This is a genomic window from Pseudomonas sp., assembly GCF_002796985.1.
In the GTDB taxonomy this organism is placed as follows: Bacteria; Pseudomonadota; Gammaproteobacteria; order Pseudomonadales; family Pseudomonadaceae; genus Pseudomonas.
The window spans coordinates 298781-315214 of sequence record NZ_PEKX01000018.1; the positions used below are offsets into that span (position 1 = coordinate 298781).

Annotated in this window: 16 protein-coding genes; 9 read left to right on the plus strand and 7 right to left on the minus strand. The window is 66.1% G+C overall.

Annotated elements, in window-relative coordinates; genetic code table 11:
• Positions 1 to 14 precede the first annotated feature (14 nt).
• The 3 genes from CTR55_RS21900 to CTR55_RS21910 all read left to right on the plus strand — a co-directional run bounded on the left by CTR55_RS21900 (position 15) and on the right by CTR55_RS21910 (position 2017).
• Positions 15 to 716: a glutathione S-transferase C-terminal domain-containing protein gene (locus CTR55_RS21900; RefSeq protein ID WP_296289290.1), complete on the plus strand. Its 702-nt coding sequence runs from the start codon at positions 15 to 17 to the stop codon at positions 714 to 716.
• Positions 713 to 1018, plus strand: coding sequence for a GIY-YIG nuclease family protein (locus CTR55_RS21905; protein WP_296289291.1), 306 nt, complete (start codon positions 713 to 715; stop codon positions 1016 to 1018). The genes CTR55_RS21900 and CTR55_RS21905 overlap by 4 nt, the downstream gene beginning before the upstream one ends.
• Positions 1019 to 1081: 63 nt before the next feature.
• Complete coding sequence (locus CTR55_RS21910; protein ID WP_296289293.1) at positions 1082 to 2017, plus strand: glutathione S-transferase family protein; 936 nt, start codon at positions 1082 to 1084, stop codon at positions 2015 to 2017.
• Here CTR55_RS21910 and CTR55_RS21915 read toward each other — a convergent pair.
• From CTR55_RS21915 to CTR55_RS21935, 5 genes are all read right to left on the minus strand, one after another.
• Entirely contained in the window at positions 1998 to 2924 is a 927-nt protein-coding gene (locus CTR55_RS21915; protein ID WP_296289296.1) for a DUF4344 domain-containing metallopeptidase, read from the minus strand. The genes CTR55_RS21910 and CTR55_RS21915 overlap by 20 nt on opposite strands.
• A 351-nt stretch (positions 2925 to 3275) precedes the next feature.
• Positions 3276 to 4283 carry a nucleoid-associated protein YejK gene (gene yejK / locus CTR55_RS21920; RefSeq protein ID WP_296289298.1) on the minus strand — a complete coding sequence of 336 codons (1008 nt, stop codon included), beginning with the start codon at positions 4281 to 4283 and terminating at the stop codon, positions 3276 to 3278.
• 112 nt (positions 4284 to 4395) lie between these two features.
• Positions 4396 to 4680 (minus strand): type II toxin-antitoxin system RelE/ParE family toxin, encoded by a 285-nt coding sequence (locus CTR55_RS21925; protein ID WP_296289299.1) that lies wholly within the window; start codon positions 4678 to 4680, stop codon positions 4396 to 4398.
• A complete protein-coding gene (locus tag CTR55_RS21930) occupies positions 4670 to 4909 on the minus strand; it encodes a hypothetical protein (protein ID WP_296289301.1) in 240 nt (79 codons plus the stop codon). The genes CTR55_RS21925 and CTR55_RS21930 overlap by 11 nt, the downstream gene beginning before the upstream one ends.
• A gap of 132 nt (positions 4910 to 5041) precedes the next feature.
• Positions 5042 to 6403, minus strand: coding sequence for a TAXI family TRAP transporter solute-binding subunit (locus CTR55_RS21935; protein ID WP_296289304.1), 1362 nt, complete (start codon positions 6401 to 6403; stop codon positions 5042 to 5044).
• A 221-nt stretch (positions 6404 to 6624) separates the two neighbouring features.
• Here CTR55_RS21935 and CTR55_RS21940 point away from each other — a divergent pair, with 221 nt between their 5' ends.
• The 5 genes from CTR55_RS21940 to CTR55_RS21960 all read left to right on the plus strand — a co-directional run bounded on the left by CTR55_RS21940 (position 6625) and on the right by CTR55_RS21960 (position 13445).
• Entirely contained in the window at positions 6625 to 7401 is a 777-nt protein-coding gene (locus tag CTR55_RS21940) for a lipopolysaccharide kinase InaA family protein (RefSeq protein ID WP_296289306.1), read from the plus strand.
• Between the two features lie 60 nt (positions 7402 to 7461).
• Positions 7462 to 8682 (plus strand): exonuclease subunit SbcD, encoded by a 1221-nt coding sequence (gene sbcD, locus CTR55_RS21945; protein WP_296289308.1) that lies wholly within the window; start codon positions 7462 to 7464, stop codon positions 8680 to 8682.
• Positions 8679 to 12143, plus strand: coding sequence for an SbcC/MukB-like Walker B domain-containing protein (locus CTR55_RS21950; protein ID WP_296289310.1), 3465 nt, complete (start codon positions 8679 to 8681; stop codon positions 12141 to 12143). The genes sbcD and CTR55_RS21950 overlap by 4 nt, the downstream gene beginning before the upstream one ends.
• Entirely contained in the window at positions 12143 to 12598 is a 456-nt protein-coding gene (gene aac(6') / locus CTR55_RS21955; RefSeq protein WP_296289312.1) for an aminoglycoside 6'-N-acetyltransferase, read from the plus strand. Before CTR55_RS21950 ends, aac(6') begins: the two co-directional genes overlap by 1 nt.
• Before the next feature lie 355 nt (positions 12599 to 12953).
• A complete protein-coding gene (locus CTR55_RS21960) occupies positions 12954 to 13445 on the plus strand; it encodes a DNA starvation/stationary phase protection protein (RefSeq protein WP_296289386.1) in 492 nt (163 codons plus the stop codon).
• Positions 13446 to 13649: 204 nt separating this feature from the next.
• Here the strand turns inward: CTR55_RS21960 and CTR55_RS21965 are convergent, their stop codons facing one another.
• Both CTR55_RS21965 and CTR55_RS21970 read right to left on the minus strand, forming a co-directional pair.
• Positions 13650 to 14453, minus strand: coding sequence for a hypothetical protein (locus CTR55_RS21965; RefSeq protein ID WP_296289313.1), 804 nt, complete (start codon positions 14451 to 14453; stop codon positions 13650 to 13652).
• 29 nt (positions 14454 to 14482) lie between these two features.
• Positions 14483 to 15718 (minus strand): dienelactone hydrolase family protein, encoded by a 1236-nt coding sequence (locus CTR55_RS21970; RefSeq protein ID WP_296289315.1) that lies wholly within the window; start codon positions 15716 to 15718, stop codon positions 14483 to 14485.
• 169 nt (positions 15719 to 15887) lie between these two features.
• Here CTR55_RS21970 and CTR55_RS21975 point away from each other — a divergent pair, with 169 nt between their 5' ends.
• Positions 15888 to 16430 (plus strand): hydrolase, encoded by a 543-nt coding sequence (locus CTR55_RS21975; RefSeq protein ID WP_296289316.1) that lies wholly within the window; start codon positions 15888 to 15890, stop codon positions 16428 to 16430.
• Positions 16431 to 16434 lie beyond the last annotated feature (4 nt).

Genomic DNA, 16434 nt, shown 5'->3' on the forward strand with positions numbered 1-16434 from the left:
AGCCGGACGCCGCCATGATCACACTTTTCCAGTTCCCGCCCGCCTTCAACGTACCCAACGTCAGCCCTTTCTGCCTGAAGCTGGAGACCTTCCTGCGCCTCGCCGGGCTGGAGTACCAGATCAAGCATGTGATGGACCCGCGCAAGGGGCCCAAGGGCAAGCTGCCGTTCATTACGCTGGACGGCAAAGCTATCGCCGACACGGCGATCATCATGCGTACCCTGCAGCAGTACTACGAGTTCGACCTTGACGCTGGCCTCGACGCCCGTGGCCGTGGCTGGGCGGTGTCGATCACCCGTCTGTGCGACGAGCACCTGGTGCCGCTGCTGGTGTACTTCCGCTGGCTCGACGAGCAGGGCTTCCGCCAGGTGAAGGACGTGATGTTGCGTAGCGTGCCCGCGCCACTGCGGCCGGTGATGGGCGCGATGCTGCAGCGCAAGATCCGTGGCGACCTCAAGGGCCGCGGCCTGCTGCGGCACAGCCGCGAGGAGCTGCTGAGCTTCGCCCGCGACGACCTCGAGGCCCTCGACGGCATGCTCGGCGACCTGCCGTACTTCGGTGGCGCCCAGCCTTGCAGTGCCGATGCCGCGACATATGGCGTGCTGGCCAACCTTATCCTCAGCACCCTGGAAACCCCGCTCAACGACATGGCGCGCAGCTACGAGCGCCTGGTCGCCTACTGTGAGCGCATGCAGGCCAGAGTCTGGGCGTCGTGACGGCCGCCGAGCCCAAGCCCTGGTTCGTCTACCTGGTGCGTGCCGAGAACGGCGCGCTCTACTGCGGCATCAGCGATGATGCCCAGCGGCGCTTCGAAACCCATCGCACCGGCAAGGGCGCGCGCTTCTTCCATTCCAGCCCGGCCCAGGCGCTGGTCTACGTCGAGGCCTGCCCCGGCAAGGGCGACGCCCTGCGCCGCGAGCGAGCGATCAAGGCGCTGACCAAGAAGGCCAAGGAGCGCCTGGTGCTGGCCAGCCCCTTCACCATCAGCGCCGTGGATGTCGTGCCATCCGGGGGATGAGGTAGGACGCGCGCGCCGCAGGGGTTAAGCTGCCGGACCACCTTCCGACCGCTGGAGCCACCCATGTCCGAGCTGATCCTGCACCACTACCCGACTTCGCCCTTCGCCGAAAAGGCGCGTCTGATGCTGGGCTTCAAACAGTTGTCCTGGCGCTCGGTGACCATCCCGCCGCTGATGCCCAAGCCGGACCTCATGGCACTCACCGGCGGCTACCGCAAGACCCCGGTGCTGCAGGTTGGTGCCGACATCTACTGCGACACGGCGCTGATCGCCCGTCGCCTGGAGCAGGAAAAGGCCGTGCCGGCGCTGTTCCCCGAAGGCCATGAATTCACTTCGGCCAGCTTCGCCCTGTGGGCCGACTCGGTGATCTTCCAGCATGCCGTCGCCCTGGTGTTCCAACCCGAATCCATCGCCATGCGTTTCGGCAAGCTACCGCCGCAGTTCCTCCAGGCCTTCGTCGCCGACCGCAGCCAGTTGTTCAGCGGCGGCACCGCCAGCAAGCTGCCGGCCGAGCAGGCCAAGCACCAGTGGCCGGCCTTCATGGCCCGCGTCGAGGAGCAACTGGCCCGTGAGGAAGGCGACTTCCTGTTCGGCGAACCTTCCATCGCCGATTTCTCCCTGGCCCACTGCCTGTGGTTCCTCAAGGGCACGCCGGTCACCGCGCCGCTGGTGGACGACTACCCCTCGGTTGCCGCGTGGCTCGGCCGCGTACTGGGCTTCGGCCACGGCGCCGCCAGCGAGATGAGCGCCGAGGAAGCCATTGCCGTGGCCCGCGACAGCCAGCCGGCCGCGCTGCCGGAGGAAACCTTCGTCGACCCCAACGGCTTCCGGGCCGGCCAGCGCGTGGTGATCGCCGCCACCGACTACGGCTGCGACCCGGTGGAAGGCGAGTTGCTGCACGCCGGACGGGAGAGCCTGGTCCTGCGCCGCGAAGACCCACGCGCCGGCAGCGTCCACGTGCACTTCCCGCGCATCGGTTTCAGCATCCGCCCGGCCTGAGCCCGGCCGGTCCTGGGCACTGCCGCGTCACCGGCGTACGCAGGCGCGGCAGGTTCTCGGCCATTTCGCGGAAGTGCTGCAGGCGCTCGTAGCAGAGCGCCATTTCCCCGCTGTTGCTGTTGTACCAGGCGTCCGGCGCGCCGCAGCTGATCAGCCGGACGTTCAGCGGGCGAGGTGGGCGGAACAGGCGGAAAACCTCGTTGATCATCAGTTGCAGGTGATCGCCGTCGCGCAGCAGGGCGATCAGCGGCTCGGTCTCGTCGCGGCTCACCGACGGCGTCTCCCAGGTCAGGTGCCAGGCCGCGTGGTGCTGGATCGAGGACGTACGCCGCGTGTGCCTGATCCATTCGAACGCCTTGCTGGCCTGATGGAATTCCTGATCGCAGTAGACCGCCCGCTCATAGGGCAGGCCGGTGAGCGGTGGCAGCCAGTCCAGCCGCGCCATGTCGCTACCGTAGAGCAGGCAGGCGATGTTGTAGTAGCGCTGCTCGTCCAGCGGGTGGCTGTCCCAGGCCAGCACCTGGTCCGGCGGCGGCTTGGGTGTCTGCCATTCCAGCCGCCAGTAGTCGGCGATGTCCAGCAGGCGCGCGTCCACCTCATCGCGCGGCAGCCTGGAATAGAGACGGAAAAGCAGGATGAAGCCGATCTGGTCCGCCGCATCTTCCTCGCGGCCGAGTACCGGCAGGTCGTACTCGGCGATCAGGACATGCCCCATCTCGTGCATCACGCTGAACTCGGCGTTGGCCAGCACGAATCTCGCGACAGTGGGCGAGAGGATGGGCGCCACGGGGTCGGCAGAGACAAGGCGAATGCACAGCAGCAACAGCAGCGCGAAGCACGAGCAGTGCATCCGGGGATGCCCGGAGAGCGGGACTGCAGCGGCGATGTGGAACGGGCGGGCGGGCATGGCGGCCACCGTCGAGCAGAGGCGCCTGATTTGACTCTAGCAGCCGCACGGCGGGGGCTGTGGGGCGCTTTGTCGGAAGCTTTTGCTAACTGGCTGGGCTACAAGATGTCGCGCGGGCGGACTGGCGGCATCGACACGGGCAACCCCAGCGGGATTTCCGCGACATGAAGATCGACTGGGCCTGTTGAGTCCTCTGCGATGCGGGTTCGCGAGCAAGCTCGCTCCTACGAAAAGCGCGCTGCGCAGACCGGCTGCCTGTAGGAGCGAGCTTGCTCGCGAACCGCCCAGCGGCAAATCGTCAGGCACAAAAAAGCCCATCGCGAGATGGGCTTTGTCGTCAACGCACGGACCTCAGTCCTTGCGGCGCTTGAGCTGGTCCTGCAGTTGGGTCGGCAGGCCGCGGATGATCAGCATGTCGCGTGCCTCGTCGTACTCCACCTTGCTGCCCAGCAGGTGCGCCTCGAAGCTGATCGACAGCCCCTCGGCACGGCCGGTGAAGCGGCGGAACTGGTTGAGGGTGCGCTTGTCCGCCGGGATCTCCGGCGACAGGCCGTAGTCCTTGTTGCGGATGTAGTCGTAGAAGGCGCGGGGAGCCTGGTCGTCCATCAGCTCGGAGAGCGCGTCCAGGGCCATCGGTTCACCGATCTTCGACTGGCTGGTGGCGTAGTCCACCAGCACGTCGGTCTTCTCGCGGGCCTGCTCTTCGGGCAGGTCTTCGCTTTCCACGAAGTCGCTGAAGGCCTTGAGCAGGGTGCGGGTCTCGCTCGGGCCGTCGACGCCCTCGGTGCAGCCGATGAAGTCGCGGAAATAGTCCGAGACTTTCTTGCCGCCCTTGCCCTTGATGAACGAGATGTACTGCTTGGACGTCTTGTTGTTGCGCCACTCGGAGATGTTGATCCGCGCGGCCATGTGCAACTGGCCCAGGTCCAGGTGGCGCGAGGGGGTGACTTCCAGCGCGTCGGTCACCGCCACGCCTTCGCTGTGGTGCAGCAGGGCGATGGACAGGTAGTCGGTCATGCCCTGCTGGTAATGGCAGAACAGCACGTGGCCGCCGGTGGACAGGTTGGACTCTTCCATCAGCGTCTTCAGGTGCTCCACCGCCTGCACGGAGAAGGCGACGAAGTCCTTGCCGCTGTCCAGGTATTCGCTCAGCCAGCCGCTGAACGGGTAGGCGCCGGACTCGCCCTGAAACAGGCCCCAGGCCTTGTTCGGCTTGGCGTTGTAGCTCTCGTTGAGGTCGGCCATCAGGTTCTCGATGGCCTGGGAGTCGCCCAGTTCGGCTTCGCGCGCGTGCAGCGTCGCGGGGTTGCCGTCGGGCTTCTTGTCGATCAGGTGGACGATGGCGTGACGAATCGGCATGGCGGACCCGGATGTTCAGTGCCGGCGGCGCCGCACGCATCGAAGCGGCGGCGGGGCGGGCGGATTGGAAAACGCCAGAGTTTACCCGACCCGGCGCCGGGATGCGCGGCGCTTACCAGCGCACCGGTGGCAGACGACGGGTATGGAAGATGCGCAGGACCTGCAGCCGGCCTGCGCGGATACGGTAGGGAATCAGGTAGGGATGGCTGCTCATCACCCATTCGCGGGTGCCAGGAACACGGCCTTCCCGGCCGGAGGCAGGGTTAGTGGCCAGCAGTTCGACGTCGGCCAGCACGGCGCTGACGAAGGCACGCGCCGCCGCTGGGTTGTCCTGGGCGATGTAGTCGGCTTCGGCGTCGAGGTTGCGCAGGGCAGTGCGCAGCCACTCAATCCGCATCGTGCGCCCATTTGTTGAGGATGGCCTTCACCTCGGCATCGCTGGCGAAGTCACCGGCATCCGCCTCGGCTATCGCTTGCTGTATCTCGCCGATTTGCCAGGACTCGCGCGTCAGGTATTCCTCCAGAGCCTGGGTGGCGAGGAAGTTCTTGCTGCGGCCGGTAGCCTCGGCCAGTTTGGCGAGCGTTTCGGACTGGTCGTCCGACAGGCGCAGGGACATGACGGGCATCGAGCACCTCAGGTTTAGTGGCTTGGGGTTTAGTGGCTTGGGGTGCAGTGGTTTGCACTACAAGATACTACAACCTACTACAGGTGCTGCATGTGTCCATCGGCTGCAGTGTCTTCCGATTCTGACGTCGGCCTAATCCACCGGCACCCGCCCCTCGTCGCGCTCGCGGCGATTGCGGCGCAGCTGGCGCAGGCGGCGGATCACGTAGTTCAGGTGCAGGTGCAGTTCGTACAGCTCGTTGTAGTAGGACAGCGGCACCTCGACCTTGGCCAGCTCGGCCTCCAGTTGTTCCAGGCGTTCGATCTCGCTGCTCAGCTCGGCGCTGCCGGTGCGTTCGTCCAGGCGCCGGTCGATCTCGCGCAGGTAGCGGTACCAGCGGTAGATGCGCGCACGGATGCGCCAGCGGTACAGCGGGCCGATGGACTTGAGCAGCGGGATGAGGATGGCGATGAAGGGGATCAGCAGGATGATGTAGCGGTCCGCCAGCGAGGCAATGCGGAACGGCAGGAAGCGTTGCAGCAGCGGCGGGCCGCTCTTGTAGTAGCGCTCGGCGTCTTCCTGCAGGGCCAGGGTGCGTGGCTCGGCGCTGGGGAAGGCGCCGGCCGCATCCAGCAGGGTGCCGCTCTTCATCACGGCGCGCGCAGCTTCGAGGATCAGCGGAGTGAGCGCCGGGTGGAAGTCGCCGTTGACCACCAGGGTGGCAACCGGCGAGAGCGTGGCGAGGTCCTGGTCCGGGACGTTCTGCGCCAGGTTCAGCAGGCCCTCGCTGACGTCCACACGCTTGAGGAAGGGAATTCGCGCCTCGTAGGCGTGTGCGCGGCGAAAACCGGTGAGCTTGAGCTCGGGGCTGGCGGCCAGGCGCTGCACCAGCGGGTTTTCTGCCGGGCCGACGAAGAAGGCGGCGTCCAGCTCACCGGCCAGTAACTGATTGGCCACCGCGTTGCCGCCGTGCGCCTGCCAGCCGGCGGGCAGGGGCTCGGTGGGAATCTCGTTGGCCTTGAGGATGGCCTCGGTCACCGCTTCGGTGCCGCTACCCGCGCTGCCGATGGCCACGCGCAGGGCGAGCAGGTCGGCCAGGCGGTCGATCTTCGCCTCGCGGCGCTGGAACAGCCACAGCGGCTCCTGGAACACTGCACCGAGGGTCTGCAGTTGTGCGCGTTGCTTGGGTTCCAGTTGCTGCTCCTGGCCGCTCTGCACCAGGGCCAGGTCCACGCCGCTATTGCCGTCCAGCAGCTTGCCGAGGTTGTCCCTGGAGCCCGCGGTACGCACCAGCCGCAGGTCGAAGCCCTGCTTGGCCAGCTCCTCCTTCAACCGCTGACCGAACACCGCGTAGCCGCCACTCGGCGCGCCGGTGGCGAGGGTAGCGCTCATTGGCGGTGGTGGGGCGACGAAGTAGAAAACCGCGGCGACCAGCACGGCCAGTACCGGCACCAGCCAGAGGTTGGCGCGCACCAGGATGGCCAGATCCTTGAGCATGTTGAGCAGACGTTGCATGGCGTTCCCTCGAAGTGCCTTTCCAGAAACCTTAGCGGTTCATCATCGACCGGGAGGTTTTGCAGGGGTTCACCAGGGACGATCGCGGAGAAAATTTTGCGTGTAATAAATGTGAAATTTTCGTTAAATGCGTGCCATCAAAATGATGTCTCAGACGTATCGGTGTCATGCTTTTCAGACCACAACGGAAGCGGTTTCCCCACACCCTCAGGGACGGTGACTTGACGCTGCATGCCGGCGCCACTGCATCCCCGAGCACGCTGGCCGGGATTGCCGAGTTGATTCGCCAGCGCGATGAAGCACGGCGCATCGTCGGCTGCGTTCAGGGAAATGGCGCGCTGTCTTTCGTCAAGGTCAACCGGGTCGACGGGCTTCGCCGCAAGGTCCGCTTGCTACTTGGCCGCCAGCGCCGGCAGGCGGGATTCGACTGGATGGTCGCGGAGCTGCTCAACACGGCTGAAGCCAGCGCCCGCAATGCCCCGGTTCCGGCCGTGCATGGATTCGGCTATCGCAAGCGGCGCTATGGGCTGATCAACGAGTTGTTCCTGCTCACCGAGTTTCTCGACGGTTATGTCGATGGCCTGCAGGCTCTGGAGCAGGGCCGGCTGTCTGCCGTGCAATTGCTGACGCAAGCCCTCGACCTCATCGGTCAACTGCACACCCGGCAGATCGCCCACCTGGACCTGTGGCTGGGCAACGTCATGGTCCACACCAGCGGCCAGCAGCCCAAGGTCATCGACCTGGAGAACTGTTACATCGGCCCGCTGCCGCATTTTGCCGCCGTGCTCGGTTTCCAGTTCGGTTTTCTCTACTACTACCGGGCGCAGCAATACATTGATGAAGTGCGCTTCGATCAACTGGTGGAAGCTGCACTGGTGCAGTATCCACGGCTGGATCGCGCAGCCTTCGTCGATATCTACCAGCGTGCCAAGCACCAGCACGTCGGCCGCAAAGAGCGCCATCAGTTGGTCAGCCACGGGCGCTTCGTCGCCGACTGAAAGCGCTGGCGCAAACCGCTATCATCGCAAGCCTCGAAACACGGCTGCGGACTTCACGGCATGCGCATTCTCCACACCTCCGACTGGCACCTGGGCCAGCATTTCATGGGCAAGAGCCGCGAGGCCGAGCACCAGGCGTTCTGCGCCTGGCTGGTCGAACAGGTGCGCGAGCAGGCCGTGGACGCGGTGATCATCGCCGGCGACGTGTTCGATACCGGTGCGCCGCCCAGCTATGCCCGCGAGCAGTACAACCGCTTCATCGTCGAGCTGCGCGACACCGGCGCGCGCCTGGTGGTGCTGGGCGGCAACCATGACTCGGTGGCGATGCTGGAGGAGTCTCGCGACCTGCTGGCCTGCCTGGATACACAGGTGATCGCCGCCGTCGGCACGGACCTCGACCGCCAGTTGCTGGTGCTGCCGCAACGCGATGGCCAGCCCGGCGCCATCCTCTGCGCGATCCCCTTCATCCGTCCGCGCGATGTGCTCACCAGCCAGGCCGGGCAGAGCGCGCAGGACAAGCAGCTGGCCTTGCAGCAGGCGATCCAGGCGCACTACCGCGAACTGTTCGAGCGTGCCGAGGCACAGCGCGAAATCCTTGGCCGGCATCTGCCAATCATCGCCACCGGCCACCTCACCACCGTCGGCGCCAGCGCCAGCGAATCGGTGCGGGAAATCTACGTCGGTACCCTGGAAGCCTTCCCCACCAGCGCTTTCCCGGCGGCGGACTACATCGCCCTCGGCCATATCCACCGGCCACAGAAGGTTGGCGGGCTGGAGCACATCCGCTACAGCGGCTCGCCCATCGCGCTGAGCTTCGACGAGGCGACCCAGGGCAAGGAAGTGCTGCTGGTGGACCTGGATGACAGTGGCCTGCGCAGCGTCACCGCGCTGCCGGTGCCGTGTTTTCAGCCGCTGAAGTCGGTATCCGGCAGCCTTGCCGAGCTGCCCGCCGAACTGGCCCGCGCCGCCGGCGAAGGCAGCGCGGAGCAGCCGGTCTGGCTGGAAGTGATGGTGCATACCGATGACTACCTGAGCGACATCCAGCTGCGCGTCGAGAAGCTCTGCGAGGAGCTGCCGGTGATCGTCCTGCGCACCCGCCGCGAGCGCGGCACCGCGCAGGCGGCGCTGTTCAGCGAGAACAAGGAAACCCTCGACGAACTCAGCCCCGAAGACGTGTTCCGTCAGCGGCTGGACGCCGAGGACCTGGAGGCACCGCTGCGCGAGCGCCTGACCGGGCTCTACCGCCAGGTTGTCGCCGACTTGGAGGAGGAGCGCCCATGAGAATCCTCAGCCTGCGCCTGAAGAACCTCAACTCGCTCAAGGGCGAATGGAAGATCGACTTCACCGCCGAGCCCTTCGCCGGCAACGGCCTGTTCGCCATCACCGGGCCGACCGGGGCGGGCAAGACCACGTTGCTCGATGCCATCTGCCTCGCGCTGTACCACCGCACACCGCGCATGAGCGTGCTGTCGCAGAGCGGCAACGAGCTGATGACCCGCCATACCGCCGACTGCCTCGCCGAAGTGGAATTCGAGGTGAAGGGCCAGCCTTACCGCGCCTTCTGGAGCCAGCGCCGCGCCCGTGACAAGGCCGAAGGTGCGTTGCAGGCACCGAAGGTGGAACTGGTGAGCATCGACCGCGCCACCGGCGAAGGGCAGATTCTCACCGACAAGATCAACGACAAGCTCAAGCAGACCGAGACGCTCACGGGGCTCGACTTCGAGCGCTTCACCAAATCCATGCTGCTGGCCCAGGGCGGTTTCGCCGCCTTCCTCGAAGCCAACGCCAACCAGCGCGCGGAGCTGCTGGAAGAACTCACCGGCACGGAAATCTACGGGTTGATTTCCCAGCGTGTATTCGAGCGCACCCGTGAAGTGCGCGGGGCGCTGGACCAGTTGCGTGCACGTGCGGATGGCTTTGAATTGCTCAGCGCCGAACAGCGTGGCGAACTGGAACAGCAGGGCCGCGACGCCGCCGTGCAGGAAACCGCCTTGCAAGCTCAGCACGCGGCCGTTCAGGCACAACGCCGCTGGCGCGAAGACCTGACCCGCGCGCAGCAGCAGGTCGAGCAGGCTGTCTTGAAGGAAAGCAGCGCGCGCCAGGCGCTGGAGCAGGCGCAACCTGGTCTGCAGCGTTTGGCCGACAGCGAGCCCGCTGCGCGATTGCAACCGTTGCACCAGGCCTGGCGCAGCAGCCACGAGAGCGCCGAACAGGGCCGCGCGGCGCTGGAGGACAACCGCACACAGCAGGCGTCCAACCGTGAGGCAGTCGCCCAGGCTCTGTGGGCCGCCAGCCAATACGCGCAGCAGGCACAGGCTGCACGCGAGGGCGACTACAAGGCTGTCAGCGAACAACGCCAGGAGCTGCAGGCTCGCCTGGCGCAGCATCCGCAGCGCGCCAAGCTGGGTGAGTTGCTCGGCGGTTGGCGCGCGCAATTCACCCAGCGCTCGCGCCTGGCCCAGGCCATTGCTGATTTGCAGCAGCAGGCGCATGCAGCCGACCAGGCACTGCAGGCAGCGACCGCGCAGCGCCAGACGCTGCAGGGCAACGTCACCGTCATGCAGCAGCAGTTCGACTCGGCCGGCGCGCAGGAGCGCCAGCATCAGCAGCAGCTCGATGCCTTGCTGGGCGGCGCGACCGAAAGCGGGCTGCGTGAGCGTCTGCAGCAGGCACAACAGCAAAGCCGTGGGCTCGACCGTCTGGAGCAACTGGCCCAGGCCCGCACCCAGGCTGCTGCGCAGCTGGCACGCTGGCAGCCCGAACTGGATGCGCTGCGCCAGAAAAAAGCCGAGCGCGACACGGCCATCGTCGCGCTGCGCGAGCGTTATCAGGCGACCAAGCAACAGGTTGCCGACAAGGAAAAACTCCTCCAGCAGGAGCAGCGCATTCACCAGCTGGAGCACCTGCGCGCGCAGTTACAGCCCGGCGAGGCGTGCCCGTTGTGTGGCTCGCCGGAACACCCGGCAGTTGCGGCTTACCAGGAGCTGGACGTGTCCTCCACGCAGGCGGCGCTGGAGCAGGCGCGCCAGCAACTGGCCGAGCTGGAAGGCCAGGGCATCGCCCTGCGTGGCGAGCTGGCCGAACTGGATGCGCAATTGCAGCAGGGGCAGCGTCAGCTGGACGAAGCCCAGGCCGCATTGGCGCAGCATCAGCAGGCTTGGCAGCAACAGTGTGAATCGCAGGGGCTGGCGCTGGCGGATGACCAGCAGCTCAGCGCCGAGCGCGAGCGCCAGGAAACTTCGCTGGTTGCCTTGCAGCAACAATTGAAGGCGCTGGAAGAACTCCGTGTTCGGCTCCAACAGGCGCAGCAGCAACGCCAGCGCGCTGAACGCGATCACGCCGAAGCCGTGCAGCAACTGGCACTGTTCGACCAGCAGCAGACCCACGAACGCCAGCGCCAGGAGGAGCGTGCGCAACAGCTTGCGATCCAGCGCGCGGACCTGCAACAGCAGGAGCAGACGCTGGCCTGCGCACTGGGCGAGCTGGGCTACGAGGTACCGGAGGACGGCGAGCAGTGGCTCACTGAACGCACGCTGGAGTGGCAGCAGTGGCAACAGGACCAGCAGCGCGGCCAGGAACTGGCCGTTGCCGAGCGTGACGCCGAACAGGCTGCCCGCGCGGCGCAGCAAGTCGTCGGGCAATGGCAGCAACGTTGGCAGGCGGCCAGCTTCGAGCCACGGGAGCCGCTGGCGCTCCAGCGCGAACCACAACCGGCATTGATACAGGTTGAAGAGCAACTGGCTGCCGCGCAGCGCCAGGCCGATGCCCTGCAGGGCCGCGAGCAGTCGCTGGTGGAACGCCTGGAGCAGGAGCGGGCGCGCCTCGCGGAGCATCTGGCGAGCTGGCAGCAGGCGTTGTCGGCGAGCCCCTTCGCCGACGAGACGAGCTATCTCGCCGCGCTGCTCGACGATACCCAGCGCAGCGAACTCGGCCAACTGCGCCAGCGTCTGGAAACGGCCATCACCGAGGCCGTTACCCTGCGCGCGGCTGCGACGCGGGATGTCGAGCGCTTGCAGGCCGAACCCCACGGCGAGCAACCGCTGGAGGAGCTCGACCAGCAGTTGCAGGCACTCGCCGCGCAGCTGCGCGAGCTCGGCCAGCGCCAGGGCGAGATTCGCGCCCAGTTGCAGGGCGACGACAACCGTCGCGCCAGCCAGCAGAGCCTGTTTGCCGAAATCGCCCGGCAGGAGGAGGAGCACGACCTCTGGCAGCGCCTCAACAGCCTGATCGGCGCTTCCGACGGCGCACGCTACCGACGCTTCGCCCAGGGCCTGACCCTCGATCACCTGGTGCACCTCGCCAACCGTCAGTTGCAGCGCCTGCACGGCCGCTACCAACTGGCGCGGCGCAGCGACGGTGAACTGGAACTGGAAGTGGTGGATACCTGGCAGGGCGACACCGCGCGTGACTGCAAGACGCTGTCCGGCGGCGAGAGCTTCCTGGTCAGCCTGGCGCTGGCGTTGGCGTTGTCCGACCTGGTGAGCCACAAGACCAGCATCGATTCGCTGTTCCTCGACGAAGGTTTCGGCACCCTCGATGGCGAGACCCTGGAGGTCGCACTGGATGCTCTCGACAGTCTCAACGCCACGGGCAAGACCATCGGCGTGATCAGCCACGTCGAAGCGCTGAAGGAGCGCATTCCGGTGCAGCTCAAGGTGCACAAGGGCGTTGGCATGGGTTACAGCCAGCTCGATTCCCGGTTCCGTTTCAGTCCGGAGCGCGTCAACTCGGAGAAGGCCTGATGGACATGCAGGTACGGCACTGCGAAGCGAGTGATCTGGCCGACTGGATTGACCTGCGCCTGCAACTCTGGCCGGGCGATCACGCGGAGGAATTCTTTGTAGAGGCGCGCGACATTCTTGAGCAGTCGCAACGCTTCGGTGCCTGGCTTGCCCGCGACGAACAGGGCCGGGCGCTCGGGCTGGCGGAGGCCTCGGTACGCAGTGATTACGTGAATGGCACGCAAGGGTCGCCGGTGCTGTTTCTCGAAGGCATCCATGTGCGCGAGGACTCCCGCCGGCAAGGCGTAGCGCGGGCTCTGGTCAGCGCGGTGCAGTCCTGGGGTATCGCTCGCGGCTGCGCGGATTTCGCCTCTGACGCGGCGCTCGACAACTCAGTCAGTCACGCACTGCACCGTGCTTTGGGCTTCGTTGAAACCGAGCGCGTGGTGTACTTCCGCAAGTCGATCCACGATTGATCCACATCAGCCGGAACGCGAGCGCGGCACTGCGGTCAACTTGCAATCGACGTCAGGCGAGATAGGCTCAAGACCGCGTAACTCAGCCGTATCTTGCCCGAGTCGGCAACCACGTGATCTTTCGTAGAGGTGATTTGTGATGAAGAAATCCGCATCGGCTCCGAAGAAACCGGCAGCGGCCAAACCCGCCGCCAAGCCCGCCACGAAGCCGGCTGCGAAAGCGGCCGCCAAACCTGCCGCTAAACCCGCCGCAGCCAAAGCGGCCGCCAAGCCTGCTGCCAGCAAACCCGCTGCTGCCAAGACCGCTGCCGCCAAGCCCGCAACGGCCAAGGCAGTTCCGCGTCGTGCGCCTGCGCTGGCCACGCCCTCGGACCTGAGCAAGCTCGGCACCCGCGATCTCTCGGCGGCGCTCAATCGCCTGCTGGCGGATGTCTTCGCGCTCTATCTGAAAACCAAGAACTTCCACTGGCATGTGAGCGGGCCGCACTTCCGCGACTACCACCTGCTGCTGGACGACCATGCCACCGAGATCTTCGCGATGACGGACGCCATCGCCGAGCGCAACCGCAAGATCGGCGGCAACACCATCCGCTCCATCGGCCACATCTCGCGCCTCAAGCGCATCCTCGACAACGATGCCGAGTTCGTGCAGCCGCTGGACATGCTGGCCGAGCTGCAGGAGGACAACAAAACGCTGACCTCCTACATGCGTGAAGTGCACGATCTGTGTGATGAGTACCATGACATTGCGACGGCAAGCCTGATCGAGAACTGGATCGACGAGACCGAGCAGCGCACCTGGTTCCTCTTCGAGACCAGCCGTCGTGGGGACAATACCGGGCACTGATCCCGGTATTGGCAGCACTCCGTAACGCCGTGTCCCAGCCTGGGGCGCGGCGTTTTTCATTCTGCTATCGGAGCGCGGAAGTCGGGGCGCGCCGGATGTCAATCGCGGACGGATTCCGCTCCTACCTGAAATTTCGTGCCAGGGCTGGGGTGAGGGGGGAAGCACAGGCACGGACTATCCAGAGGAAGACAGTTGCTCCTACGCTCAGGGTTTGCTTTGCCAGAAGGTGGAGAATTCCTCGAATGGATAGCGTGAGCCGTCGTAGCTGATCGTGGTGCGTACGGTCTTCGGTGCGCCGACAACGTCGCCTTCGTGCTCGCGCTGCACCTTCGCTGAGACGATCAGGTCCGCGAAGCCGTGATGGCTGGCGGTGCCCATCGACAGGGTGAGCTGCGAGCGCTCTATCACCGTGCGCTCGTTGCTGCAGGTCTGGCCCTCCAGCGTCGTCCACTGCCGCAGGTAGGTGCGGAACACTTCCTTGAGCTTGTCGCCCTGCGGCGCGTAGAGGCTGAAGTCGTCGTAGGACCAGGCGTCCGGGCAGCTCGCGCCGCGCGCCACGCTGCCGACGATCAGGCCGAAGCCACGTACGTCGGGCGCCAGGCGATAGCGCGCGGTGTCGAGCCACAGGCTGGAGCTGTCGATTTCCACCATGGCGTCCTCGCCGATGCTGTCGTCGATGCGCGTTACCAGCTTGCCGCTTGCCGTGTCGAGCTGGCCGACCAGCAGGTTCAGGTTGCGCTCGCCGGGTTCAGTCTTGTCGCCTGCTGTGCTGTAGGCGACGGCTACCACTTCGAGCTTCGGATCGTCCGGCCAGGGCTTGCAGGCGGCGGCCACCACCGGCGTGGCGGCGTCAGGCCCGGGCGCCTGCCAGCCCTGCTGGCCGAGCAGCCCGGCCAGGGTTTGCAGGGTGGCGTCGTCGCAAGGCTGTGCGGCGCGTTCCGCTGCGCCAGCGTTGCCGGCGGCAAGGGCCAGCAGCGCGGCGCAGGTCCATTTCCCTATGGGGTACATCGGGTGCTCCTTGGGTTCTTCGAGGGGGATCAGCGGCCTTCGCTGTCCTTCCATTTGCTCATCAGGGTGTTGGAGACCAGGCTCTCGTCGAGCAGCTTCTTCGCCGTCTCCACGCCGGCCACCGGCAAGCCGGTCGGGTCGAGCAGGCCGATCTGCACCAGCACGCTGGCCTGGTCCCAGTAGATGTGTTCATGGCACAGCTTGTCGCCACGGAAGCGGATCACGCCGAGCATGGGGATCTCCACGTACTTGCCGGTGGGCGGCACGCCGGGGAGCATCCAGTCGATCTCGGTGGAGTGGGTGAAGCACATGACGAATTCGTCCACCACCTGCAGCGCGCCGACGGTGCGGGAGATCGGCACCAGCTTCATGTCCGGCGGATTGCCGTGGACGAAGTGGTTGCGGTAGAAGCGCGCCAGTTCGTCCTGGCCGACGCCGCCAGTCAGGGTGGGAATGTGGTTGACGTAGGGCTGGGCGACCATGGTCGCCATGGTGGCAGGCACGTCGCGGGCGGCGAATTCGTGGTGGATGTGGTCCTCCCACAGCCTGGAGAGGTCGAAGTCCGGGCCGATCTCACGCTTGAGCGCGCCGATGCTGCGCTCGTGGGCCATCAGCGCGGCAGGCTTGTCGAAGTGCATGCCGTTGGGGCGAGCGAAGGCGTGGTCGACGCCGGGGTAGCTGTAGATCTCCGCTTTCGGCAGCTTGCCGAGGACTTCACCGATGGCCGCGCGGGCGTTGGCGTCGCAGTACACATCCTGCTCGGCGAAATGCAGTACCAGTCGGCCCTGAATGTTCTGCGCCTCGTCGAGCATCTGTTCGATGCCCATGCCGTAGTAGCCCACCGAGCAGGCGGCGTCGGTGCGCGCGGCGGTGAGGTAGGCGAGCTTGCCGCCCAGGCAGAAGCCGACGTAGCCGATGCCGCGATCCGCAACTTCCGGCAGGGCGCGCAGGGCGTCCATGGCGGCAGCGATGTCGTCCACGCCCTTGTCCACGTCGAAGCGCTGGAACAGGCCGATGGCCTGGCCGAACTCGGCCTCGCTGTAGCCCAGCTCCAGGTTTGGTTGCAGGCGCCAGAACAGGTCGGGCACCAGGGCGACGTAACCTTCCTCTGCATAGCTGTCGACGATGCTGCGCATGTTGGCGTTGACGCCGAAGATCTCCTGGCCGATCACTACGCCGGGGCCGTGCCCGCTGGCTGGTACCGCGAGGTAACCGCTGAAGCTGCCACTGCCGTCACGCGCGGCGATGCTGATGTTCTTGCCCATGTTCCCTGTCTCCCAGGCTCGTTGTTGTGTTGTTCTGGCGCCGCATAGGGTGCGTGCTGGCGCGCCGCCTGCCAAGTGGCCGATGGTGCGATGGCGGTTGACAGGGTGCTGCCGGAGGACCACAACTCGGGTTCGAATTCCCGGTTACGAACGCAAGGAGGACACCCCGATGCTGCTGCGCGCCCAGGCCTCGACCCTGCTGGTCATCGACATCCAGGAACGCCTGTTCCCGGCCATTCACGACAACGAGGCAGTGCTGGAGCACAGCGCTTGGTTGCTGGCGATCGCGCGGCGGCTGAGTGTGCCGGTGCTGGCCACCGAGCAGTACCCGAAGGGCCTCGGCTCGACGCTGCCGGCGCTGCGTGATGAGCTGGCCGAAGGCGAGGTGCTGGAGAAGATTGCCTTCTCCGCCGTTGCCGACGCCGGCCTGCTGCAGATGCCCGGCGGTGAACGCCGGCAGTTCGTGGTGTGCGGCACCGAGGCGCATGTCTGCGTGCTGCAGACGGTGCTGGGCCTGTTGGCGGAGGGCCGCGAGGTATTCGTGGTGGCGGAGGGCGTCGGCTCGCGTCGCCCGCAGGACAAGGCGCTGGCGCTGGAGCGGATGCGTCAGGCCGGGGCGGTGATCGTCTCGCGGGAGATGGTCGCCTTTGAATGGTTGGAGCGCGCCGGTACGGAAGTCTTCCGCGAGATCAGCCAGCAGTTCATCCGCTGAAGTT